This is a genomic window from Bradyrhizobium sp. WYCCWR 12699 (assembly GCF_032144035.1).
Lineage (GTDB): Bacteria > Pseudomonadota > Alphaproteobacteria > Rhizobiales > Xanthobacteraceae > Bradyrhizobium.
This window is the reverse complement of the sequence record NZ_JAVTJN010000003.1, coordinates 10,442-32,909: the sequence shown is the minus strand read 5'-3', so window position 1 is coordinate 32,909 and position 22,468 is coordinate 10,442. Positions and strand designations below refer to the sequence as shown.

At 62.4% G+C, this 22,468-nt stretch carries 22 protein-coding genes; all 22 read left to right on the top strand.

The features are described from left to right. Positions 1 to 62 precede the first annotated feature (62 nt). The 22 genes from RPS27_RS02210 to RPS27_RS02105 all read left to right on the top strand — a co-directional run bounded on the left by RPS27_RS02210 (position 63) and on the right by RPS27_RS02105 (position 22,459). On the top strand, positions 63 to 1,379 hold the full coding sequence (locus RPS27_RS02210; RefSeq protein WP_128929509.1) for a DUF3422 domain-containing protein: 1,317 nt from the start codon (positions 63 to 65) through the stop codon (positions 1,377 to 1,379). 69 nt (positions 1,380 to 1,448) lie between these two features. Next, the gene (locus tag RPS27_RS02205) at positions 1,449 to 2,465 is read left to right on the top strand and encodes a HupU protein (RefSeq protein ID WP_128929510.1); all 1,017 of its coding nucleotides are present in this window, start codon (positions 1,449 to 1,451) and stop codon (positions 2,463 to 2,465) included. Continuing rightward, entirely contained in the window at positions 2,462 to 3,901 is a 1,440-nt protein-coding gene (locus tag RPS27_RS02200; RefSeq protein ID WP_128929511.1) for a nickel-dependent hydrogenase large subunit, read from the top strand. Before RPS27_RS02205 ends, RPS27_RS02200 begins: the two co-directional genes overlap by 4 nt. Positions 3,902 to 4,111: 210 nt before the next feature. Next, complete coding sequence (locus tag RPS27_RS02195; protein ID WP_128929512.1) at positions 4,112 to 5,203, top strand: hydrogenase small subunit; 1,092 nt, start codon at positions 4,112 to 4,114, stop codon at positions 5,201 to 5,203. A 29-nt stretch (positions 5,204 to 5,232) separates the two neighbouring features. Continuing rightward, a complete protein-coding gene (locus RPS27_RS02190) occupies positions 5,233 to 7,023 on the top strand; it encodes a nickel-dependent hydrogenase large subunit (RefSeq protein ID WP_128929513.1) in 1,791 nt (596 codons plus the stop codon). A gap of 9 nt (positions 7,024 to 7,032) precedes the next feature. Further along, positions 7,033 to 7,776, top strand: a complete 744-nt coding sequence (gene cybH / locus RPS27_RS02185; RefSeq protein WP_128929514.1) for a Ni/Fe-hydrogenase, b-type cytochrome subunit — start codon at positions 7,033 to 7,035, stop codon at positions 7,774 to 7,776. Positions 7,777 to 7,792: 16 nt separating this feature from the next. Beyond that, on the top strand, positions 7,793 to 8,371 hold the full coding sequence (locus RPS27_RS02180; protein WP_128955163.1) for a HyaD/HybD family hydrogenase maturation endopeptidase: 579 nt from the start codon (positions 7,793 to 7,795) through the stop codon (positions 8,369 to 8,371). 26 nt (positions 8,372 to 8,397) lie between these two features. Continuing rightward, complete coding sequence (locus RPS27_RS02175; protein ID WP_128929516.1) at positions 8,398 to 8,694, top strand: HypC/HybG/HupF family hydrogenase formation chaperone; 297 nt, start codon at positions 8,398 to 8,400, stop codon at positions 8,692 to 8,694. Between the two features lie 253 nt (positions 8,695 to 8,947). Continuing rightward, positions 8,948 to 9,394 (top strand): hydrogenase accessory protein, encoded by a 447-nt coding sequence (locus RPS27_RS02170; RefSeq protein ID WP_128929517.1) that lies wholly within the window; start codon positions 8,948 to 8,950, stop codon positions 9,392 to 9,394. Next, positions 9,391 to 10,254, top strand: a complete 864-nt coding sequence (locus RPS27_RS02165) for a hydrogenase expression/formation protein (RefSeq protein ID WP_128955164.1) — start codon at positions 9,391 to 9,393, stop codon at positions 10,252 to 10,254. The genes RPS27_RS02170 and RPS27_RS02165 overlap by 4 nt, the downstream gene beginning before the upstream one ends. After that, positions 10,251 to 10,460 (top strand): rubredoxin, encoded by a 210-nt coding sequence (locus tag RPS27_RS02160; protein WP_128929519.1) that lies wholly within the window; start codon positions 10,251 to 10,253, stop codon positions 10,458 to 10,460. Before RPS27_RS02165 ends, RPS27_RS02160 begins: the two co-directional genes overlap by 4 nt. Further along, the gene (gene hybE, locus RPS27_RS02155) at positions 10,457 to 10,966 is read left to right on the top strand and encodes a [NiFe]-hydrogenase assembly chaperone HybE (RefSeq protein WP_128929520.1); all 510 of its coding nucleotides are present in this window, start codon (positions 10,457 to 10,459) and stop codon (positions 10,964 to 10,966) included. The genes RPS27_RS02160 and hybE overlap by 4 nt, the downstream gene beginning before the upstream one ends. Continuing rightward, on the top strand, positions 10,963 to 12,054 hold the full coding sequence (locus tag RPS27_RS02150) for a nickel-dependent hydrogenase large subunit (protein WP_128929521.1): 1,092 nt from the start codon (positions 10,963 to 10,965) through the stop codon (positions 12,052 to 12,054). The genes hybE and RPS27_RS02150 overlap by 4 nt, the downstream gene beginning before the upstream one ends. After that, positions 12,047 to 12,388: a hydrogenase maturation nickel metallochaperone HypA gene (hypA, locus tag RPS27_RS02145; protein WP_128929522.1), complete on the top strand. Its 342-nt coding sequence runs from the start codon at positions 12,047 to 12,049 to the stop codon at positions 12,386 to 12,388. Before RPS27_RS02150 ends, hypA begins: the two co-directional genes overlap by 8 nt. Further along, positions 12,388 to 13,293: a hydrogenase nickel incorporation protein HypB gene (gene hypB, locus RPS27_RS02140; protein WP_128955165.1), complete on the top strand. Its 906-nt coding sequence runs from the start codon at positions 12,388 to 12,390 to the stop codon at positions 13,291 to 13,293. Before hypA ends, hypB begins: the two co-directional genes overlap by 1 nt. Positions 13,294 to 13,295: 2 nt before the next feature. After that, entirely contained in the window at positions 13,296 to 15,551 is a 2,256-nt protein-coding gene (gene hypF / locus RPS27_RS02135) for a carbamoyltransferase HypF (protein ID WP_164933597.1), read from the top strand. After that, positions 15,551 to 15,787, top strand: coding sequence for a HypC/HybG/HupF family hydrogenase formation chaperone (locus RPS27_RS02130; protein WP_128929525.1), 237 nt, complete (start codon positions 15,551 to 15,553; stop codon positions 15,785 to 15,787). The genes hypF and RPS27_RS02130 overlap by 1 nt, the downstream gene beginning before the upstream one ends. After that, on the top strand, positions 15,784 to 16,926 hold the full coding sequence (hypD, locus tag RPS27_RS02125; RefSeq protein WP_128955166.1) for a hydrogenase formation protein HypD: 1,143 nt from the start codon (positions 15,784 to 15,786) through the stop codon (positions 16,924 to 16,926). Before RPS27_RS02130 ends, hypD begins: the two co-directional genes overlap by 4 nt. After that, the gene (gene hypE, locus RPS27_RS02120; protein ID WP_128929527.1) at positions 16,923 to 17,963 is read left to right on the top strand and encodes a hydrogenase expression/formation protein HypE; all 1,041 of its coding nucleotides are present in this window, start codon (positions 16,923 to 16,925) and stop codon (positions 17,961 to 17,963) included. Before hypD ends, hypE begins: the two co-directional genes overlap by 4 nt. Before the next feature lie 8 nt (positions 17,964 to 17,971). Then, positions 17,972 to 19,672 (top strand): hydrogenase maturation protein, encoded by a 1,701-nt coding sequence (locus tag RPS27_RS02115; RefSeq protein ID WP_128955167.1) that lies wholly within the window; start codon positions 17,972 to 17,974, stop codon positions 19,670 to 19,672. Continuing rightward, on the top strand, positions 19,669 to 21,123 hold the full coding sequence (locus RPS27_RS02110; protein WP_128929529.1) for a sigma-54-dependent transcriptional regulator: 1,455 nt from the start codon (positions 19,669 to 19,671) through the stop codon (positions 21,121 to 21,123). Before RPS27_RS02115 ends, RPS27_RS02110 begins: the two co-directional genes overlap by 4 nt. After that, positions 21,098 to 22,459, top strand: a complete 1,362-nt coding sequence (locus tag RPS27_RS02105; RefSeq protein ID WP_128929530.1) for a sensor histidine kinase — start codon at positions 21,098 to 21,100, stop codon at positions 22,457 to 22,459. The genes RPS27_RS02110 and RPS27_RS02105 overlap by 26 nt, the downstream gene beginning before the upstream one ends. The last annotated feature ends 9 nt before the right edge of the window (positions 22,460 to 22,468 follow it).

Here is a 22,468-nt window from a genome sequence, read left to right as displayed (position 1 = left end):
GCGCTAGTCAACGGACAAGCCGGCACCCTCGCGTGGGCAAACCGGTATCCTAGGGATCGTCGATGGAGCATGGTCTGGATCTGGCCGGATTCGCGTTGCACCCGCAACGCGGTGCAGTGTTGGGTGAGGTGCATGCGCGTCCGTTCACGCGGCTCTCCGCGCCTCTCGCAGTGCTGCGATTTGCTTTTTTGGGCCAGGGAGAAGCGGCGGCCGCCGACCGGCAGGCCTTTGTAGGCTTTTGCACCGCGCAGGGCTTGGCGGCACCCGAGGTGTCGGCTAAGCACCACCAGGTGTCAATCGGAGCAGTTTCGCTACGCTGGGAACAGCATTCCGAATTCACGACTTTCACCTGGATCTGGAGTAATGAGGCATCCGCGCTGGCGTTCGCTCCCATCGGTGACGAACTTACCGCATTGATCCGGGCACTGCCGCAAACGGGACAGCTGCTTGTGGCGGTGAGGCTCGAGGTGGAGCAGACCGAAGCGGCCGTCGCGCGCGCTGAGGAGCTGTTTGATAAGAGCAGCCTCGCAATGGCGACAGTCCGCAGCGGCCCTGCGGTCGTCGCTTCCGACTTTCGTGCGGATGCGCAGGGCTTTGTCCGCATTCTCATCTGCAACGACGGCCTGTCGCCGGGCCGGCTTGGCGCTCTTGTGCAGCGCGTGCTGGAGATCGAGACCTATCGCACGCTGGCGCTGCTCGGCCTGCCGGCCGCGCTCGAGCTCGCGCCCTCGGTCGATCACATTGGGCGGCGGCTGGTCGAAGTGCTCCAGGAGATGCAGGGCGCCGAGGACCTCAAGCTCAACAATCACCTCCTCACGGAGCTGACCGCATTGGCCGCCTCATTGGAGCGCGGCGCAGCGGGTAGCCTGTTCCGCTTCGGCGCGAGCCGGGCTTATTACGACATCGTGCAGGCCCGCCTTGGCGTGATCGAAGGAAGCGAGATCGGAGGGCGACCGACCTGGTCGTCCTTCCTTGCCCGGCGGATGGCGCCGGCGATGCGCACCTGCGCCGCGATGGAGGACCGCCAGGCCAACTTATCGATCAAGCTAGCGCGCGCCGCCGATCTCCTGCGCACGCGGGTGGACGTGGAACTGGAGGAGCAGAATCGTGACCTGCTGCGCTCAATGAACGAGCGCACCAAGCTGCAATTGCGCCTGCAGAGCACCGTCGAAGGCCTCTCCGTGGCGGCGATCGGCTATTACGTCGTCAGCCTGTTCGGCTACCTCGCTAAGGGCGCACATGACGGCGGCTTGCATGTCGAGCCGTCACTCGCGACAGCATTGTTCGTACCATTTGCCGTCGGTCTAATTTGGATCATCACGCACCGGATCCGCCAGAGGCACCTTAAACATGAAGGCGCGCCGGGCGATCATGACTGAGTTCCTTCGCGCCGAGGGCTTGCCATTCGAGCCGGGTCGGCCGAAGCTGGTGGAGCTGGAGGGCAAGTGATGAGCCAATCGAACGGAATGACCAACCTGCTCTGGCTGCAAGGCGCGAGCTGCGGCGGTTGCACCATGTCGATCCTCGAAAGCGGCTCTTCCGGCTGGTTCGACGAACTGAGGCAGTTCGGCATCAACCTGCTGTGGCATCCCTCGGTCAGCGAGGAGACAGGCGAGGAAGCGGCCGAGGTGCTCAACTCCGTGCGCGAGGGCAGGGTGCCGCTCGACCTACTGCTCCTCGAAGGCTCCGTTGCCCGCGGCCCGAACGATAGCGGCCGCTTCAACATGCTCGCGGGCACGGGCCGCTCGATCTACCACTGGATGCTAGATCTCGCGCCGCGGGCGGACTATGTCGTTGCGGTCGGAAGCTGTGCCGCCTATGGCGGGGTGCCAGCCGCCGGCGCCAATCCAACCGACGCGGTCGGGCTGCAATTCGAGGGCGCCGATGCTGGCGGCGCGCTCGGCGCAGGCTTCCGCTCCCGGCTCGGCTTGCCGGTGATCAATGTGGCTGGCTGTGCGCCGCATCCGGGCTGGATGATGGAAACCATTTTGGCACTGACGTCCAAGGACTTGTCAGCGACTGACCTCGACACCTATGGCCGACCGAAATTCGTTGCCAACCATCTTGCTCATCACGGCTGCTCCCGCAACGAGTTCTATGAGTTCAAGGCCAGCGCCGAAACCATGTCCGAGCGCGGCTGCCTCATGGAGCATCTCGGCTGCAAGGCGACTCAGGCTGTCGGCGATTGCAACCAGCGCTCCTGGAACGGCGGCGGTTCCTGCACGAAGGGCGGTTATGCCTGCATCGCCTGCACGTCACCTGGCTTCGAAGACGCGCAGAATTTCCTGGAGACCGCCAAGCTTGCCGGCATCCCAGTCGGCTTGCCGACCGACATGCCAAAAGCCTGGTTCGTCGCGCTCGCGGCGTTGTCGAAATCGGCGACTCCGCGGCGCGTGAGGCTGAATGCGACCGCTGATCATGTGGTGGTGCCGCCCGGCCGCACCACGGCCAAGCGCACGCCATGACGAGGATTACGATCGGCCCGTTCAACCGCGTCGAGGGCGATCTCGAAGTCCGCCTCGACGTCGAAAGCGGCCGGGTCCAGCGCGCCGAAGTGACGGCGCCGCTCTATCGCGGGTTCGAGCAAATTCTGGAGGGGCGGCCACCGCTTGATGCGCTGGTGTTGGCGCCGCGCATCTGCGGCATCTGCTCGGTCTCGCAGTCGGTCGCCGCCGCTGCCGCGCTTCGCCATGCGATGGGAACCGAGGCGGCGCCGAACGGTCTGCTCGCCACTAATATCGCGCACGCGGCAGAGAATGCCGCCGATCATCTTACGCATTTCTACATCTTCTTCATGCCTGACTTCGCCCGTGAAGCCTACGCTTCGCAGGATTGGTACCAGGAGACTCGCGAGCGCTTTGCGGCCACCCGCGGCAGTGCGGCGCGCGATGCGCTGCCGGCGCGGGCGCGGCTGCTCGAGACTATGGGAATCATTGCTGGCAAATGGCCACACAGCCTTGCCTTCCAGCCGGGCGGCGCGACGCGCGCGATCGAACTCGGCGAGCGCGTACGGCTGTTGTCGATCGTGACCTCATTTCGCACGTTCCTTGAACGTACAGTGTTCGCCGATACTCTAGAGAACATGCTGTCGCTCTCGACCGCAGACGAGCTCGACCGCTGGCGCGCGGGGCGCAGCGGTGATTTCGCTCATTTCCTCAGGCTTGCCGACAGCCTCGCGCTCAGTGAGCTCGGCAAGGGACCGGGCGTGTTGATGAGCTATGGCGCCTATCAAGGCGCCGATTGCGGACTGTTCCCGCGCGGCATTGTTGGTCCAGACATGGTTGTGGAGCCGTTGCCGCTGAGTCAGATCAGCGAGGACGTTTCCCATGCATGGATGCGGGATTGCTCCTCCGATCCTGCGCACAGCAACACCGTACCTGATCCCGACAAGGCAGGCGCCTATAGCTGGTGCAAGGCGCCGCGGCTTTCGGGCCAGCCGGTCGAGGTCGGGGCGATTGCGCGCCAGACCGTGGCCGGGCAAGCGCTGATAGCCGATCTCGTCGCCCCAAGCGGCACCAATGTCCGCAACCGTGTGATCGCCCGGCTGATCGAGACTGCGCGCATCGCACTTGCGATGGAGCAGTGGACCCGCGCGCTACGACTTTCGGAACCGTTCTGTGCTCCCTCGCAGGAGATGCCCGACGGGGCATATGTCGGTCTCGTCGAGGCCGCGCGCGGCAGCCTCGGGCATTGGGTGGCGGTGCGCGGTGGAAAGATCGAGCGCTACCAGATCATCGCGCCGACCACCTGGAATTTTTCACCGCGCGATTCCCTCGGCGTGGCAGGCCCTCTGGAACAGGCGCTGGTCGGCACCGATGTGGGCGAGGCTGGCGCACGTTCCGTTGCGGTTCAGCATGTCGTGCGCTCGTTCGATCCTTGCATGGTGTGCACTGCGCATTGAAACGGGCTCGGCGGCGTAAACCTCGTTACCGCCTGCAAATCGAATTGTTTCCGCTTCTTTCGTGCAGTGCCGCTCGATCTTCGCGTCTTGCACAATTCAGATCTCGCAACCTTTTGACATTCCTCTAATTTCATTTTGCGCCACGCAGTTGGCCTGCTTCTTGCTGTCCCTAAGCGTCATTGAAAGCCAAAGCTGACGGCGGGAGGATTTATGGGCACGGCGACGGAAACATTTTACAGCGTGATCAGGCGGCAAGGCATCACGCGTCGAAGCTTTCACAAGTTCTGCAGCCTGACCGCGACGAGCCTCGGCCTCGGCCCGCTGGCGGCGAGCCGCATCGCCAATGCGCTCGAGACCAAGCCGCGTGTGCCCGTGATCTGGATGCACGGTCTCGAATGCACCTGCTGCTCCGAGAGCTTCATCCGCTCCGCGCATCCCCTGGTGAAGGATGCGGTGCTGTCGATGATCTCGCTAGACTACGATGACACGATCATGGCGGCCGCGGGCCATCAGGCGGAAGCGATCCTCGAGGAGACCCGTGCCAAGCATAAAGGTCAGTACATTCTGGCCGTTGAAGGTAATCCGCCGCTCAACGAGGGCGGCATGTTCTGTATCGACGGCGGCAAACCATTCGTCGAAAAGCTGAAGATGATGGCCGAGGACGCGATGGCGATCATCGCTTGGGGCGCTTGCGCGTCCTGGGGCTGCGTACAGGCGGCAAAGCCCAATCCGACCCAGGCCACACCGATCGACAAGGTCATCACCAACAAGCCGATCATCAAGGTGCCGGGATGCCCCCCGATCGCCGAAGTGATGACCGGCGTCGTCACCTTCATCACCACCTTCGGCAAGCTGCCCGAGCTCGACCGCCAGGGCCGGCCTAAGATGTTCTACTCGCAGCGCATCCACGACAAGTGTTACCGGCGCCCGCATTTCGACGCCGGCCAGTTTGTCGAGGAGTGGGACGATGAGGCGGCGCGCAAAGGCTACTGCCTCTACAAGATGGGCTGCAAGGGGCCAACGACCTATAACGCCTGCTCAACCGTGCGCTGGAACGGGGGGGTCTCATTCCCCATCCAATCGGGACACGGCTGCATCGGCTGCTCAGAGGACGGCTTTTGGGACAAGGGCTCGTTCTACGATCGCCTCACCAACATCAAGCAGTTCGGCATCGAGAAAAACGCCGATCAGATCGGCATGGCGGCAGCGGGCGCCGTGGGTGCGGCGGTGGCCGCGCACGCCGCCGTCACTGCGGTAAAGCGGCTTGCCAGCAAGCGCGAAGACGCCGGCCACAACAGCTGATCAAAAGACACATTAGGGTAGAAACGATCATGGGTATCCAGACTCCCAACGGCTTCAATCTCGACAATTCCGGCAAACGCATCGTCGTCGATCCCGTGACCCGCATCGAGGGACACATGCGGGTCGAGGTCAATGTCGACGCCGACAACGTGATCCGCAATGCCGTATCGACCGGCACGATGTGGCGCGGGATCGAGGTGATCCTGAAGAACCGCGACCCGCGCGATGCGTGGGCATTTACCGAGCGGATCTGCGGCGTCTGCACCGGCACGCACGCGCTGACCTCGGTGCGCGCGGTCGAGAACGCGCTTGGGATCACCATCCCCGAAAACGCAAACTCGATTCGCAACCTGATGCAGCTCGCACTTCAGGTGCACGACCACGTCGTCCATTTCTATCACCTGCATGCGCTCGATTGGGTCGACGTCGTCTCCGCACTCTCGGCCGATCCGCGCGCGACATCAACGCTAGCCCAGTCGATCTCGAGCTGGCCGCTGTCCTCGCCGGGATACTTCAAGGATCTGCAGACCCGGCTCAAGAAGTTCGTCGAGTCCGGACAGCTCGGTCCGTTCAAGAACGGCTATTGGGGCAGCAAAGCCTACAGATTGCCGCCCGAGGCCAATCTGATGGCGGTCGCGCATTATCTGGAGGCGCTCGATTTCCAGAAGGAGATCGTCAAGATCCACACCATCTTCGGCGGCAAGAATCCGCATCCAAACTGGCTCGTCGGCGGCGTGCCCTGTCCGATCAACGTAGATGGGACAGGTGCTGTCGGTGCCATCAACATGGAGCGGTTGAACCTGATCTCCTCGATCATCGACCGCATCATGGAATTCAACGAAATGGTCTACCTGCCTGACGTGGCCGCGATCGGTTCGTTCTACAAGGACTGGCTCTATGGTGGAGGCATTTCGGGTCAGAACGTGCTCGCCTATGGCGACGTGCCAGAACATGCCAACGACTATTCAGCCAAGAACCTGAAGCTGCCACGAGGCGCCATCATCAACGGCAATCTCTCCGAGGTGCTTCCGGTCGATCACGCCAATCCCGACGAGATCCAGGAGTTCGTGGTCCACTCCTGGTACAAGTATCCCGACGAAACCAAGGGCCTTCATCCTTGGGATGGCATCACGGAGCCGAACTACGAACTCGGACCCAATGCAAAGGGTACCAAGACCGCGATCGAACAGCTCGACGAAGGCGGCAAATATTCTTGGATCAAGGCGCCGCGCTGGAAGGGACATGCCATGGAGGTCGGCCCGCTCGCGCGCTGGGTCGTCGGCTATGCGCAGAACAAGGCGGAGTTCAAGGATCCCGTCGACAAATTCCTGAAGGATCTCGATCTACCAATGTCGGCGCTGTTCTCGACGCTCGGCCGCACCGCGGCGCGCGCGCTCGAATCTGTTTGGGCCGGACGCCAGATGCGCTATTTCCAGGACAAGCTCGTTGCCAATATCAAAGCCGGCGACAGCTCGACCGCGAATGTCGACAAGTGGAAACCGGAGAGCTGGCCGAAGGAAGCCAAGGGCTTTGGCTTCACCGAGGCCCCGCGCGGCGCGCTCGCGCACTGGATCAAGATCAAGGAAACCAAGATCGACAACTACCAGTGCGTGGTACCGACGACCTGGAACGGCTCGCCGCGCGATCCGCAAGGCAACATCGGCGCGTTCGAAGCCTCGCTCATGAACACGCCGATGGTTAATCCCGAGCAGCCGCTCGAGATCCTGCGCACGATCCATTCCTTCGATCCGTGCCTTGCCTGTTCGACGCACGTCATGAGCCCGGACGGCCAGGAACTCGCCAAGGTCAAGGTCAGGTAGGAGGCGGCCATGATGGATGCAATTGCTCCCCCGGTGGAAAGCGAGCCGGACCTGACGGCGATCGCGGCCGATGCTGCTGGCGAGCATGCGGTGGGCCGGCCCACCGTCTATGTCTACGAAGCGCCGGTGCGCATCTGCCATTGGGTGAACGCGTTCTCGATCATCATCCTGATGGTCACCGGGTTTCTGATCGGGACGCCGCTGCCGGCGGTCGAGGGGGAGGCGTCGGCCAACTTCGTGATGGGCTATATGCGCTTCGCCCATTTCGCGGCGGGGCAGGTGCTCGCGGTGTTCTTCCTCGCGCGTATCCTGTGGGCCTTCACCGGCAACCACCATTCCCGGCAGATCTTCTATCTGCCGGTGCATCGCCGGCAATTCTGGAAGGAAGTCTGGCACGAGATCCGCTGGTACGCCTTCCTGGAACGTCAGCCGAAGATGTATGTCGGGCACAACCCGCTGGCGCAGACCGCGATGTTCACGGGCTTCACGTTGTTCGTGACCTTCATGATCGTGACCGGCTTTGCGCTCTATTCGGAAGGAGAAGGCATCGATAGCTGGCAGCACAAACTGTTCGGCTGGGTGTTCTCGATCTGGCCGAACAGCCAGGACGTTCACACCTGGCATCATCTGGGCATGTGGGCGCTGGTCGTGTTCGTGATGGTACACATCTACGCTGCGATCCGCGAGGACATCATGTCACGCCAGAGTATCATCTCCTCGATGATCTCGGGCGAACGGCAATTCCGTGACTGAAACTGGAACGATCTCGATGTTGAACGCCCCAAACGACGACCACATCTTGGTGCTCGGCATCGGCAACATCCTGTGGGCCGATGAAGGCTTTGGCGTGCGCGCGGTGGAGGACTTCCACCGCCGCTACGCCGTGCCTGATAATGTCACGATTCTCGATGGCGGAACGCAGGGGCTCTATCTCGTCAACTATCTGGAGGACGCTGATCGCTTGCTCGTGTTCGATGCCATCGATTATGGTCTGCCGCCAGGCAAGCTGAAGCTCGTGCGCGGCGACGAGGTGCCACGCTTCACCGGCGCGAAGAAGATGAGTCTGCATCAAACCGGCTTCCAGGAGGTGATCAGCGCAGCCGACCTGCTCGGCCGCTGCCCGAAGCACCTCGTCCTGATCGGCTGCCAACCGCTCGATCTCGAAGACTGGGGAGGTCCATTGACGGCGTCCGTACGCGATCAGATCGCACCGGCCATCGAGCTTGCCTGCAAAGTTCTGGCCGAGTGGGGCATCGAGGTGAAGCTGCGCGATACGCCGTTGGCAGACTCCGAGCGCCTGCTCGCCAACGACATCGACCATGCGAGTTACGAGATGCGGCCGGCCTGACCGCCGGAGCGTGCCGGAGAAGACGGATGTGCCTTGGACTGCCGATGACTATCGTCGAGACCGATGGAATTTCGGCTTTGTGCGAGTTTCGCGGCGAGCAACGCCGCGTCTCCGTGCTTCTGCTCTCGCATCCTCCGGCCGGTGCCCACGTGCTGGTCTACATCGACACGGCGATCCGCCTACTTGAGAAAGAAGAAGCGTGCCTGATTGCGGCTGCCATCGACGGTCTCGGTGCAGCGCTCGACGGCAACGATTTCGACTGCTTCTTCGCCGATCTGATCGACCGCGAACCGCAATTGCCTGCGCACCTCCTGACTGATTAAGCGGGTTGTCATCCTAGAATGACTTGGCCGGCTGACCTCAGCCGCTGGCCGAGGTGCTCGCCGGAAGACAAGTTTCTAGTCTGGAAAGAAGGCTTTCGTTTGTAGTGGAAAGTAGCTTATCATTCGCATCCACTCGGCTTGATGGCGTTGAAAATAGATCAGTGAATTCAACTACATAAATCCTGACTGTCCCTGGCACGCAGCTTGCTAACACTATCCCGATCAGAAAGATAAGTCTGTTTTGGGAGGTCAAATGGAATTCCAGGTAGGACGGCATGATCTCAGTCGGCATGGCCTCAATGAGGTCGATGTCGCGACCGTCGATCATTTTCTTAAACATGCCGACCAAGCCGGTGCTGTCGCCGTGCTGCTATCGGCGGGTAATCCCAACCGTTTTCCGGAGGCCATTGATGTCGCCGTAGTGCTGCCTGAGCTGGTTACGGCGTTCGGAGGCCGCCTGCGCGCCGCGATCATTGCACCCCATGCCGAAGAGGCGCTTGGCGAACGTTTCGGGGTGCGAGTGCAGCCGACCCTTATCTTCGTGGCCAAGGGCGAGACGCTGGGGCTGATCGCCAAGATCCAGGATTGGTCAGTCTATGTCGACCGCATCACTAAGCTGATCGACCGCCCGCGCGGGCAAAGCGCAGCCATTGCCGTTACCATTGTTCCCCAGCATCGCGCAAAAGGTGTCGAGCTATGAAGGTCGGATTCTGGGATGCGCCGGAAGGCGCCGAGCAACCCGTCAGCGTGTTCCCTATCGGAGAAGAGAGTCTCAATGCCTCAAGTGGCAGCCTGACGGCGGCCGGCGCACTCGCAAGACTCGCAACATTAGACAGTGTCGAGCTCGCTAAGAACTGCCCCAAAGCCGTCACGCTGCTCTCCAACATCGCGGAGGCCATTGCAGGTCAAAGGGCGGACGCACCCTCGCAACTGTTCCGGCTCGGCAATCTCAACGATCTCGAAAGCAAGCTCGTCGCCGATGTTCTCGGCGAGGGGGAGGTCGGCGGCGTCGTAGCGCTGCCGGACGGATCGCTGGCGCAGATTCAAGAATCGGTGCTCGCAGGGATCTGGCGTGTCAGGATCGAAACTGACGCGGCTTCCGAATATATTGAAGTAGGCGCTGTTCCCGAGATCGTCAGACGCGCAGCAGCCGATCTGACAGCCGCCGATTTCGAAATCGGACAGGCCCCTGAAGGCGCCATGAACGTCCTACCGGTGCTCGCCGAGATCCGCGAGCGGGCGCTAGCCTGGCGTCCTGGCATCCGCTCGCAGATCATCAATTTCACTCTGTTGCCGATGAGCCCGGTGGATATGAGCTTTTTGCAGGAGACTATTCGGAACGGGCCGATCCAGCTTGTCTCGCGCGGCTATGGCACCTGTCGGGTGCTGTCGACTGGCATTCGCAATGTCTGGTCGGTGCAGTTTTTCAACGCCATGGACACCATCATCCTCGACACGCTGGAAGTTGGCGGGGTACCCACGGTTGCGCTTGCTGCAGACGAAGATTTCGAGGATTCCGCCGAACGGCTCCAAGAAATCATTGAGGCATATTTCAAATGAGCGCCTTTGAGAACTTTGGCGTGCGCCAAGACGTCACTGAGGCTGCGCGGCTTGAATGCGGCATCTGTTGGACCGTCTATGATCCGGCCGATGGTGATGCGGTGGCGCAGATCGCACCCGGCACACCGTTCTCACTTCTGCCGGAGGAGTGGCGATGCCCCAACTGCGACGCCCCGAAATCGAAGTTCATGGCGATCGAAACATGACTGCCAGCGCGCCAAGCTCTCCCAGCGACGCCGACGCGGTGACATGGGGCGAGCTATTGGCAGGAATGTATCGCCAGATCGGCGAGCGCGCGATGCGCGATTTGCCAATCTACAACGAGGCCCTCGATGTTGAGGCCATTGGTTTCCGTCGCTTCGAGGGAACGTTTGTCGGCATCATGGTCACTCCTTGGTTCATGAACGTGGTGATGCCGGCGAGCGCCGCTGGGGATAGGTCGGGCGCGACCGTGCGTATTCGCTTTCCAGCCGGTGATATCGAATTTACCCTCAGCGAGGTGCAAATGGGCCGCATCGCTAGCTGCTCGCTGTTCTCGCCAATGTTCCAATTTGCGGACATGGCATCGGCGCGAGCAACGGCTGACGCCGCTCTTGCCGAGCTGATGCTGCCGGCCGACAGCGAGGAGGCGGTCCGCCGGCGCGAACCACCGACGACCCCGATTGATCGTCGGAGCTTCCTGCGCGGTACCTTGACGGAGCGGCCGGGATGAGTCGCCCCTTTCGAAACGAAATTGACATAATGGTGTGGCTCACTGGTACCACAATTTCGGACGTTGCTATCCGGCCACGGAGCCGGCCTCCCCTGACGAGGCTGTTTGCCGGAAAGCCGGCAAGCGCGCTCATCCCTGTGCTGCCGCGCCTGTTCTCCTTATGCTCGGTCGCCCACCAAGTGGCCTTCCTTTCAGCAATCGAGGCGGCGCAGGGGCTGGAGACGATCAAGCCGATAGCGATGCATCGTCTCACGGCCGTTGTCGCCGAGCGCTTAACTGAATTGATACGCGGCCTGTTCGTCGCAGGCCTCGAACTCGATCAGGAGAGCGCACCCGCAGTGCGAAGCATGATACAGGCGAGCACCACTCTCAGTGGTGCGGTTGAAACCGTGCCAGATACCGTGCGCCGCGATGTCATTGCACACGTCAAGGCTGCGCTCCGCGCGCTCGGAGTTTCGGGTGAACACCAGCCTCCGGCGCCAGGCAGCGTACTTTCCACCTATCTGACGCGCTGCGATCGTGAGGTGATGTCATTGCCGGCGGCCGACCAATTCTTTCTGACCCCCGCTGACGATCTTGAGATCGTGACGCGCCTCATGGCTGAAGGGACGGCTTATTCCGAAGCGCCGGAACTCTGCGGGAAGGTTCCGGAAACGGGCGTCTGGGCGCGGCGGGCGCAGCGCGAACAGATTTTGTCCTTAAGTGCTAGCGGCGCCGCGCGCGTGAGAGCGCGCATCGACGAGATCGCCCGGCTCACCTGTTGGCTGGACGCCAGGCGGGACGCTCCCGATAATGGCGTCGTTGCGAGCTATCGGCTCGGCGAGCGCCGGGGCGCAGCGGCAGTGGAATGCGCCCGAGGCCGGCTCCATCACGCGGTTAAGCTCGATGAGGAAGGACGTATCGTCGGCTTCGAATATATCGCTCCGACCGAGTGGAATTTTCACGAACGCGGACCGCTGGTGCGAAGCCTCAAGGGCGCGCTCCTCTCCGCCGGCCGGCAGGGCCAAGACGCGGTGCGGACACTTGTCGGGGCGTTCGACCCCTGCGTCGGATTCAGCGTCAGCTTCCGCGAGGCCAGCCATGCATGAGATGGCCTTGTGCGAGGGCATCATCGGGATCGTCGAGGAAGAGGCGCGCAAGCGCTCGTTCTTGCGAGTGAAGGCGGTGTGTTTAGAGATCGGTGCGCTCAGCCATGTCGCGCCGGACGCAATGCAATTCTGCTTCGAGGCCGTCGCGGCGCGGACCATCGCGCAAGGCGCAAGACTCGAGATCATCGCGACGCCGGGCACGGCCTGGTGCATGGCCTGCTCGCAAAACGTCGAGATCAAGCAGCGCTACGAGCCGTGTCCATCCTGCGGCAGCTATCAATTGCAGGTCACCGGCGGCGAAGAGATGCGTGTGAAGGAACTGGAGGTCGACTGATGTGTACGGTCTGCGGCTGCAGCGACGGCAAAGCGTCCAACGAACATACGCATGATCATAATCAGGATCACGAGCACGCTCATGGAGGTCATCATCACCACCATGGCCCCGGTCACCATCACCACCACCATCACGACGGAAGCCACGATCATGGGCCTGGCGATACGGGCCTGCTCGACTGCAGTGCAGACGCCGCCGGCCAACAGATCGCGGGCATGAGCAGCGATCGCATCATCCAGATCGAACGCGATATTCTCGGCAAGAACGACAGACTCGCCGCCGACAACCGCGCTCGCTTCCGTGCCGACGGCGTGCTCGCCTTCAACTTGGTTTCGAGCCCCGGAGCCGGCAAAACCTCGCTGCTAGTCCGCACCGTCAGTGAGCTGAAGGACAGTTTCCCGATCGGCGTGATCGAGGGTGACCAGCAAACCTCCAACGATGCCGAGCGCATCCGCGCAACCGGCGTGCCGGCGATCCAGGTCAACACCGGAAAGGGCTGCCATCTCGACGCGGCCATGGTCGGTGAAGCCTATGACCGGCTGCCCTGGCTGAACGGTGGGGTCGTGTTCATCGAGAATGTCGGTAATCTCGTCTGTCCGGCGGCATTCGACCTCGGTGAAGCCTGCAAGATCGTGGTGTTCTCGACCACCGAAGGCGAGGACAAGCCGCTGAAATATCCGGACATGTTCGCTGCCTCCGCGCTTATGCTGATCAACAAGATCGATCTTGCGCCCGTGCTCGATTTCGACCTCGCCAGGACCATCGAATATGCGCGGCGGGTCAATCCCAGGATCGAGGTGCTGACGGTGTCGGCGCGCACCGGCGAAGGCTTCCTGGCCTTCTATGCCTGGCTCCGCAAGCGGGCTTCGAAGGCGAAGCCGGCCGAGATGACGGCAGCGGAGTGAGGATGAGCGACAAGGCCACAGCGCGGGACGGACAGCGGCTGCGCCTGCATGTGCGTGGCGCCGTGCAGGGCGTCGGCTTTCGTCCCTACGTCTATGGTCTCGCCACCCGCTATCGCCTCGGCGGCTTCGTCGCCAACGATCCGAACGGCGTTCTTATCGAAGTCGAAGGCGAGCGGGCGTCCGATTTCGTCGCCGCGCTGCCACTGGAAAAGCCGCCGCTTGCCAGGATCGACGAGATCTCGGTTCAGCCGATCGGCGCCGCCGCCACCGAGGAGTTCTCGATTCGCACCAGCGAGCAGGGTAGGGTGTCGACGCGCATCGTCGCGGACGCCGCGACTTGCCGGGAATGCCTGAGCGAGCTGTTCGATCCGGCAAGCCGATTCCACCGCTATCCCTTCATCAACTGCACGCATTGCGGTCCGCGCTACACCATCGCCGAGCGGCTGCCCTATGATCGTCCGGCCACCGCAATGAAGCGCTTTGCGATGTGCGCAGCCTGTGCCGCTGATTATGCTGACCCCGGCAGTCGCCGCTTCCATACCGAGGCGATTGCGTGCCCGCGATGCGGGCCGCGGCTCAGCCATGGCATCGCCGAGATCGCCGCCGCCGTCGCGGGCGGCAAGATTGTCGCGATCAAGGGCCTCGGCGGTTATCAGCTCATCTGCGATGCTCACAATGATGCGGCCGTGCGGCAACTGCGCCTGCGCAAGCAGCGCGATCAGAAGCCCTTCGCCGTCATGGTCGGTACGCTGGAGGCAGTCGCCGAGTTCGCCGAGGCCGACGCTGTCGAACTTGCGCTGCTCGAGTCACGGCCGCGGCCGATCGTGTTGCTGACGTCGCGCGGGCGCCTTGTGCAGTCAATCGCGCCGGAGCTGGCGCGCATCGGCATCATGCTGCCGGTCGCACCGCTTCACCACCTGATTTTCGATGCGCTGAATGCGGCGCATGCGCCGGTCGGCGAGAGCTGGGCGATTGTCGCGACCAGCGCCAATCTCAGCGGCGAGCCGCTGCTGATCGATAATCGCGAAGCGGAGCAACGACTTGCCGGCATCGCCGATCTCATCGTCACGCATGACCGCGACATCGTCACCCGCGCCGATGATTCCTTGGCTGCGGTGGTCGCCGGACGGCCCCAGTTCATTCGGCGTGCGCGAGGCTATGTCCCGGAGCCTGTCCGGCTTGCGCGCTCGGTGGCGCCCCTGCTTGCCGTCGGCGGAGCGCTGAAGTCGACGGTGGCGGTGACGCGCGGCAACGAGGCCTTTGTCTCCCAGCACATCGGCGACCTCGACACCGCAGAAGGCATCCGATTCTTCGAGGAAACTGTGGACCATCTGCTGTCTACCCTCGACGTCGAGCCTGTCGCCCTGATCCACGACTTGCATCCGAACATGGCATCGACCCGTTTCGCCGAGGCACGCGGGACCAGGCTGATCGCGGTCCAGCACCATCACGCCCATGCGGCCTCGGTGATGGCGGAGCATGGCATCGCAGGTCCGGTGCTTGCCTTAGTGCTTGACGGGTTCGGCTACGGCAGCGACGGCGGCAATTGGGGGGGCGAACTGCTTGCCTGTGAAGGCGCGCGGTTCCGGCGGCTCGGGCATCTGGCGCCGCTGAAGATGCCGGGCGGCGATCGGGTCGCGCGCGAGCCGTGGCGGATGGCCGCCAGCGTGCTGCACGCGCTTCGGCGCGGCGATGCGATTGCGTCTCGCTTTGCGGCACAGCCGCAGGCCGCGCGCCTATCGGCTCTGCTCGAACAACCCGGTATGCCCACGACGACCAGCGCCGGCCGGCTGTTCGATGCGGCCGCAGGGCTGCTCGGGGTCTGCACCGTACAAACCTACGAAGGCGAGGCTGCCATGAAGCTAGAGGCGCGGGTCCGCGAGCCGCGCGTTGTGTCCGGCGGCTGGGTGATCGAGAATGGCGTGCTGTCGCTGCTCCCATTGCTCGACCGTCTGGTGGTCGATGCGCCGGATCCCACCGACGGGGCCGGGCTGTTTCACGGCACCTTCGCTGCCGCTTGCGTCGATTGGATCTCCCAAGCGGCTCGTGAGACCGGACTTGAGACCGTCGCCTTGAGCGGCGGCTGCTTCCTGAACGCCCGCCTCAGCACCGGGATTTCGCGCGGTTGCATCGCTGCCGGGCTCACCCCGCTCTTGCCGCGCCAACTGCCGCCGAATGATGGCGGCCTAAGCCTGGGTCAGGCCTGGATCGCGGGGCTGCAACTTCTCGAACACCAAGGCTTAGAAGGAACCGCCTGATGTGTCTTGCCATACCCGCCGAGGTGACAAAGCTCCTGCCTGACGACATGGCCATTGTGTCCATCGACGGCGTCAGCAAGGAGATCTCCGTCGCGCTCATCGAGGATCTCGCCATCGGCGACTACGTGATCATCCATGTCGGCTACGCGCTTACCAAAATCGATCCGGAAGAGGCGCAACGGACGCTGGAATTGCTGCACGAGCTTAGCGCCGAGGCCCTGGGAGCCATGCCATGAAGTATGCCGACGAGTTCCGCGACAAGGAGATCGCGCTCGGGCTTGCGAACGCGATCCAGTCCGAAGCAGATCCGCAGCGCCCCTATCGCTTCATGGAATTCTGCGGCGGCCACACGCATGCGATCTCGCGTTATGGCCTGGAGGACATGCTGCCTAAAAACGTGCGGATGATCCACGGTCCGGGTTGCCCGGTTTGCGTACTGCCGGCGGGGCGCATCGACATGGCGATCCGACTGGCCGAACGGCCCGAAATCATCTTCTGCGTCTATGGCGATCTGATGCGCGTGCCGGGCTCGCAAGGCGCCTCGTTGCTGAAGGCAAAGGCGAAAGGCGCCGACATCCGCATGGTCTATTCCACCATCGATGCGCTCAGGATCGCCGAGGAGAATCCGCAGCGCCAGATCGTATTCTTCGCCATCGGCTTCGAAACGACGACGCCGCCCACTGCGGTCATGATCCGTTTGGCCGAAAAGAAGCAGCTCGCCAATTTCAGCGTCTTCTGCAACCACGTGCTGACGCCGCCGGCGATGCAGAACATCTTGGAGAGCCCGGATATTCGCAACATCGGCCGGGTCGAGATCGACGGCTTTGTCGGACCTGCGCATGTCTCGACTATTATCGGGACGGCTCCTTACGAGTTCTTCGCGGAAGAATTCGGCAAGCCGGTCGTGATCTCGGGCTTCGAGCCTCTCGACATGATGCAGGCGATCCTGATGCTGGTGCGGCAGGTCAATGAGAACCGGCACGAGGTCGAGAACCAGTACAGCCGCGCTGTAAAGCGTGACGGCAATCTGCGCGCCAAGGAGGAGGTCTCCGACATTTTCGAGCTGCGCGACCAGTTCGAATGGCGCGGGCTCGGGCAGGTACCCTATAGCGGCCTGAAGCTGAAGCGCGCTTTCGCGAAATACGATGCCGAAGCGCGCTTCGACATGAAGGAGCTCCGCGTTGCCGACAATCCGGCCTGTGAATGCGGCGCCATCCTGCGCGGCGTGAAGAAACCGGTCGATTGCAAGCTGTTCGGCACGGTCTGCACGCCGGAAACGCCGATAGGGTCTTGCATGGTCTCGTCCGAGGGCGCCTGCGCTGCGCACTGGACCTATGGCCGCTTCCGCGACCATCAGCAGAGGCGGGCATCATGAAGGCCCATCAACGCAAGCTCGACATCAAGAACGGCTGCGTAGACCTGTCCCACGGCTCTGGCGGCCGCGCGATGGCACAGCTGATCTCGGGTCTTTTCCACTCGGCCTTCGGCAACGAATGGCTGGCGCGCGGCAATGACCAGTCGGCCTTCGATGTCGCAGCCGGACGCATGGTCATGACGACCGACGGTTACGTGGTCTCGCCGCTATTCTTCCCGGGCGGCAATATCGGCTCGCTCGCCGTGCACGGCACGGTCAACGACATCGCCATGGCCGGCGCGCGGCCGCTCTACCTCTCGGCGAGCTTCATCATCGAGGAGGGCTTTCGCTTCTCCGACCTGAAGATGATCGCGGAATCTATGGGCGAGGCGGCGCGCGCGGCCGGCGTCCATATCATCACGGGCGATACCAAGGTGGTCGAGCGCGGCAAGGCCGACGGCCTCTTCATCTCGACCGCCGGCGTCGGCGTCGTACCCGATGGCCTCGATCTATCCGCCGAGAAGGCTCGCGTCGGCGATCGCGTCCTGATCTCCGGCACGCTCGGGGACCACGGCGTCGCTATCATGTCGAAGCGGCAGAACCTCGCCTTCGAGACCGAGATCGTCTCGGACTCAGCCTCGCTGCATGATCTCGTGGCAAAGATGGTCACCGCAGGCGGAGAGGGCATCCGCCTGATGCGCGATCCGACCCGCGGCGGGCTAGCCGCCGCGCTCAACGAGATCGCCCAGCAGTCTGGCCTCGGCTTCCGTGTGCAGGAGGAGGCGATCCCAGTGAAGCCGGGCGTGGCCGCGGCCTGCGAACTGCTGGGCCTCGACCCGCTCTATGTGGCCAACGAAGGCAAGCTGGTTGCAATTGTGGCCCCGGAGGCGGCCGCTGCCGTGCTCGCGACGATGCGCGCGCATCCGCTCGGCTGTGATGCGGCCGACATCGGCGAGGCCGTGGCCGACGATCACCATTTCGTGCAGATGGCGACGAGCTTTGGCGGTGGCCGGATCGTCGACTGGCTGTCGGGCGAACAACTGCCGAGGATCTGCTGAGGCCGGTCATGCGCATCCTGCTTCTCACGCACTCCTTCAACAGCCTGACGCAACGGCTCCACGTCGAGCTCAGGGAGGGCGGCCACGAGGTCTCGGTCGAGCTGGATATCCACCCCGACGTTACGCGCGAAAGCGTGGCGCTGTATCAGCCAGATCTGGTGATCGCGCCGTTCCTCAAGCGCGCAATCCCCGAAGATGTCTGGCGTAGCGTGCGCTGCCTGATCGTCCATCCCGGTCCGCCCGGCGACCGCGGTCCGGCGGCGCTCGACTGGGCGATTCTGGAAGGTGTTTCCAATTGGGGCGTGACTGTGCTTCAGGCCGACGGCGGGTTCGACGCTGGTCCGATCTGGGCTTTCAGAACCTTCCCGATGCGGTGCGCGGCTAAATCCAGCATCTACCGCAACGAGGTCACGACGTGCGCGGTCGCGGCGGTGCTCGAAGCCATTGCAGCAATCGAAGCCGGACAGCCGACACCGTCGCCGATGCCTGCCGATGATCCCCGCATTCGGGTGCGCGGGCCCTGCCGGCAGGCCGACCGGATGATCGATTGGCAGCACGACACGAGCGAGACCGTCCTGCGCAAGATCCACAGTGCAGACGGAATGCCGGGCTTGGTCGACAGCTTGTTCTTCAAAGATGTCAGGCTGTTCGACGCCCACGAGGCGCGCGGCATCTCCGGTGTGCCCGGAACCATTGTGGCGCATTGCGATGGAGCCTTGGCCCGGGCCACGGTCGATGGTGCCGTCTGGATCGGCCATGTGCGGCAGCTTGTACCGAAAAGCCTGAAACGATCCGCAGCAAAGGTCTTTGCGGAGCAGGCGATGCGCCTGCCGTACCGACCCGATTGCGGCTATGCGCCCATACGATATCGCGAGCAGGGCGAGGTCGGCGAGTTGCAGTTTTCCTTTTACAATGGCGCCATGGCGACCTCTGACTGCGAAGCGTTGTTGAACGCCTACCGAGCTGCGCTGGCCCGCCCAACCAAGGTGCTTCTCCTGACCGGTGGACGTGATTACTGGTCCAACGGCATTCACCTCGCCGAGATCGAGGCGGCTGACAGCGCTGCGGACGAGTCTTGGCGCAACATCAATGCGATCGACGATCTTGCGCACACTGTCATCGAGACCACCGATCGGCTCGTCGTTTCCGTCATTCGCGGCAACGCCGGGGCGGGAGGGGTATTTTTAAGTCTCGCTGCCGACGAGGTCTGGGCGAGCGATCAGGTCGTCCTGAATCCACATTATAAGGACATAGGCAATCTCTTCGGCTCGGAATACTGGACTTATCTGCTGCCGCGCCGCGCGGGTGCAGCGAACGCCACCCGGATCACGCAATGCCGCCTGCCGATGGGCGTGGCAGAGGCGGGGCGCCTTGGCATCATCGATCGTGCTCTGTCGGGCGGGGAGCTGGCGGAGGGCCGCCTCATGAGCCTTGCCGCGAGCATGGCGGCGGATGAACGCTTTGCGACGCGTCTTGCTGACAAGCAGCGACGTCGCGCAGCGGACGAAGCCCACAAGCCCTTGCAGGCCTATCGCGACGAGGAGCTGCGGCGGATGCGGCTTAATTTCTACGGATTCGATCCGAGTTACCACGTCGCCCGCTACAACTTCATTCACAAGGTGCCGAAGTCGCGCACGCCACTCACAATCGCACCCCATAGGTCGCCTCGCGCGCTCGACAAATCTACCCGCATGGCGGTGCGCATATGAGCTTCCAGGGTACTATTTTGGTAGTCGACGACGAGGTCAGGTCACAGGAGGCGCTACGCCGCGTCCTCAACGAGGATTTTGAGGTACTCTGCGCCGGCAGCGCAGCAGACGCTGAAAAGCTGCTCGAAGGGGAGATCGTCCACGCCATCATCTGCGATCAGCGCATGCCGCACGAATCCGGCGTCAGTTTCCTCAAGCGGGTGCGCGAGCTCTGGCCCGATCCGGTTCGCATGATCATCTCCGGCTATTCGGAATCGGACGACATCATCGCAGGGCTCAATGAGGCGGGCATCTATCAATACATCACGAAGCCCTGGCAGCCGGACCGGCTGATCGACATTGTCAAGGAGGCGGTCCAGCTCTATCGGCTTCAGAAGGAGACAGAGACCGCAGGGGTCGACGTCAAAGCAACGCCCGAGCACATCAAGAGGGTCGTTTCGGTCAAGCGCGGCGCAGCTAAGCATCTCTATGACTTCAACCGAATTGTGCACGCCCCGGACAGCCCGATGCATGCGGTCATTGAACTCGGCCGGCGGGCGGCCGAATACGACATCTCCGTGCTGATCACGGGCGAATCCGGAACCGGCAAAGAGCTGCTGGCACGCGCGATCCACTACGGCTCAGCCCGAGCCGGTAAGGCTTTCGTCGTTGAGAACTGTGGGGCGCTGCCTGACGAGCTCCTCGAAAGCGAGTTGTTCGGGTGTAAGAAGGGCGCTTTCACAGGCGCCTACCAGGATCGCATCGGTCTGTTCGAAGTTGCCGATGGCGGTACCATCTTCCTTGATGAAATCGGAGAGACCTCGCCGGCGTTTCAGGTGAAGCTGCTCCGCGTGCTGCAGGAGAGCGAGATCCGTCCGCTGGGCGCGCAACGTGTAAGGAAAGTCGACGTCCGTGTGGTGGCAGCCACCAATCGGGATCTTGAGGCCGAGGTGGAGGCGGGCCGCTTCCGCCGTGATCTCTATTACCGGCTGGCGGCGTTCCCGGTTCACATGCCGGCGCTTTGGGAGCGGCCGATGGATATACCCTTGATCGCAGAAGGAGTACTGTCTCAAGTCAAGACTTCCTTCAACCGGCCAGGTCTGCGCTTTGCCTCCGCTGCTCTTGAGGGCTTCGTCAAATACCTTTGGCCAGGGAACGTGCGCGAACTGCAGAACGAGATCCAGCGTATGGCCGTGCTGGCTGACTCGGACGAATTGCAGGCTCCCACGCTGCTCGGCCGGCGCAACGGCAGGCGGACCGCCACGGGGGTCATACAGAACCTGAACGGCGCAGCGAGCCTGAAGGACAGGGTGGAGGATCTGGAGAAGTCGGTTATCATCAACTCCCTGGAGAAGTATGAGGGCAATATCAGCCGGGTTGCCAGCGAGCTCGGCCTGTCCCGGGTAGGCCTGCGGAACAAGCTGTCCAGGTATGATTTGAGAAAAAATGGCAAAGGCGACGCATTCTCCTGACGGATCCGACTCGCTGCTCAAGTTGATCAGCGATCGCGGTGCTATCGAGTTCGACCACGAGCGTGAGGGCGCTTGGATCGAAGTCATCCGCAAGATGGATGAGGTTTATTCCGACCTATTGCGTTATGAGGTCGATCTGGAACACAAGAATGCCGAGCTCGAGGAAGCTCAAGCATTTGTCACCAACGTCATCGAATCTGTCTCTGATATCCTCATCGTTTGCGACGCGAAAGGCCAGATCCAGCAAGTCAATTCCGCTTTACAGCGCACGCTTGACCGCGCCAATGACGAAATCGTCGGCTGGAGGATGGCAGACATCATTGACGCTGCCGATGGCGCCAAGCTCATGTCGCTCCTCAAGCCTCGGAGCCCGTCCGAGGTTGTGGATGGCGAACTCCGTTTCTTGACCGAAGGCGGCAGCTCAGACCTGTTCGCAATCAACAGCTCGCCCCGACACGACCATCGGGGCCGCTTCATTGGCGTGGTTCTGACTGGAAGGCCTATCGGCGAGCTTCGCCGAGCCTATGAAGCATTGCACACGGCTCATCAGGAGCTACAGCGAGTGCAGCGTCAATTGGTAGAACAGGAGAAAATGGCAAGTCTCGGCCGACTGGTGGCCGGTGTCGCTCACGAACTTAATAATCCCATCAGCTTCGTCTATGGAAACGTGCACACCTTGATGCGCTATCGCACGGCGCTGACATCCTACCTTGATGCCGTCCACGGCACATCGATAAGCTCCGAAGCTGCAGCCTTGAAGAAAAGCCTCCGCATTGACGCCATTCTAGAGGATCTCGGCCCGCTCCTGGACGGGACAATGGAAGGCGCCGTGCGCATTAGCGAAATTGTAAAAAACTTACGCCGGCTTTCCCTCAGCAAGCTCGGGGAGTTTGATCGCGTCAACATCGAGCCTCTGATCAACACCGCCGTGCTCTGGGCAGTCCGCACGAAGCAGGTTCGCCTCGACATTCACATGGACATCGAGGCGGATCTTTGGACTTGCGGGAATGAAGGGCAGCTCCACCAGGTTATCGTAAATCTCGTCGAAAACGCAATTGACGCGACGCGCGGCACTCAGGAGCCACGGCTAAAGATATCGGCTCGCCGCAATCAGAACGAGATCCTGATTCGTTTGTCCGATAACGGGCCCGGGATCGAACAGCACAACATAGGTCGCATATTTGAGCCGTTCTTTACGACCAAGCGCGTTGGAGAGGGCACCGGGCTCGGCCTTTGGATCAGCTACGGAATCGTGCGCGAACATGGTGCCGAACTGACTGTTGTCAACGCACCAGAGGGAGGGGCAATATTCTCCTTCGCTCTCCCGGCGGCGTAGAGTTAGTCA